1 protein-coding gene and 1 pseudogene are annotated in these 1,633 nt (G+C 61.4%); both read left to right on the top strand.

Annotation, left to right across the window (positions count from 1 at the left end; all coding sequences use genetic code 11):
* Positions 1–193, top strand: a pseudogene (locus tag PG5_RS29965) (cation acetate symporter); the annotation flags it as partial.
* Between the two features lie 167 nt (positions 194–360).
* Positions 361–1,611, top strand: coding sequence for an OprD family porin (locus tag PG5_RS29970; RefSeq protein ID WP_020800833.1), 1,251 nt, complete (start codon positions 361–363; stop codon positions 1,609–1,611).
* Positions 1,612–1,633: the final 22 nt, after the last annotated feature.

Below are 1,633 nucleotides of genomic sequence, written 5' to 3' on the forward strand. Positions count from 1 at the left end.
ACTGGGCCATGCCCAGGCGATCTTCCCCTACGACCAGCCGGCACTGTTCTCCATGCCCCTGGCCTTCCTGGTCATAGTGGTGGTGTCCAGGCTGGACCGCAGCGAGCGTGCCGATCGTGAACGCGCGGCCTATGCCGATCAGTTCGTGCGCGCCCAGACCGGCCTGGGCGCTGCCATGGCCAGCAGTCACTGACGCTGCAGTGTTTCCGGGGCCAATGCCTCGAGCGCGAGTGCGCCCCTTGGCTTCGCGCTTTTTTACGCCCGCCCTGCGCCGCCCGGCCAGGGCACCGCCAACCAGCCTTCCCTCCACCGGCCACGGCCAGTGCGGGATCGGCTTGCCCATAACAACAAGAGACAAACATGAAACCTACCCTTTTCAGTCTATTCCTCGCAGGCACCAGCCTTGCCACCCAGGCCCATGCGGACTTCATCAAAGACAGCAAGGCCAGCCTGGAGCTGCGCAATTTTTACTTCAACCGAGATTATCGTCAGGCCAACGCCGCCCAATCCAAACAAGAGGAATGGGCCCAAGGCTTCCTGCTGCGCTATGAATCGGGCTTCACCGAAGGGTTGATCGGTGTCGGTTTCGATGCCATCGGACTGGTCGGCGTCAAGCTCGACTCCAGCCCTGATCGCGCAGGTTCCGGCCTGCTCAAACGCCATCGCGACACGAGCAAGGGTGCGCAGGACGAGTACGGCGAACTGGGCCTGACCGCCAAAGTGCGCGCCTCCAAAAGCACACTGAAACTCGGTACGTTGCTGCCGAAGCTGCCGACGGTACTGGCTAACGATTCACGGTTGTTGCCGCAAACCTTCAAGGGCGGTCAGTTGACGTCGCTGGAACTCGAAGGCCTGACCGTGGACGCCGGGCGCCTGACGCAGGTCAATCAGCGCGACTCCTCGGACTACGAGGACATGGGCATCACCCGAACCGGCGCCAAAGGCATCACCACACGTCACATCGACAGCGACCGCTTCGATTTCGCCAGCCTGAACTACAAATGGACCAGCAACCTCGCCACCGGCTATAGCTACGGTCACCTCGACAACTTCTACAGCCAGCACCTGGTCAACCTGACCTACGTGTTGCCAGTGACGACCGGCCAGTCGTTGAAGACGGATCTGCGCTTCGCCCGTTCAACGGACGATGGGGGCAGCAATGTCGATAACAACGCCATTGGCGCAATGTTCACCTATAACCTTGGTGGGCATGCGTTGGGCCTGGGTTATCAAGGCATGAGCGGCGACACCGGCTACGCCTACGTCAACGGCACCGACGCCTTCCTGGTGAACTTCGTGCAGATTGGCGACTTCGCCAGCAAGGACGAACAGTCCTGGCAGGCGCGCTACGACTACAACTTTGCGGCCATTGGCGTGCCGGGCCTGACCTTCATGACCCGCTACCTCAGCGGCGACAACATCGATCTGGGCGCAAATCGCCCGCAAGGCAAGGAATGGGAACGGGATACCGACATTGGCTACGTCGTACAGAGCGGGCCGCTGAAAAATGTCGGCGTGAAGTGGCGCAACGCGACGGTGCGCTCGACCCATTTCGGCAGTGACCTGGATGAGAATCGACTGATCCTCAGCTATACCCTGGCGCTCTGGTAAATCCCCCCCGCCACTCGGTGCC

This window comes from Pseudomonas sp. G5(2012), assembly GCF_000408945.1.
GTDB classification, from domain to species: Bacteria; Pseudomonadota; Gammaproteobacteria; order Pseudomonadales; family Pseudomonadaceae; genus Aquipseudomonas; species Aquipseudomonas umsongensis.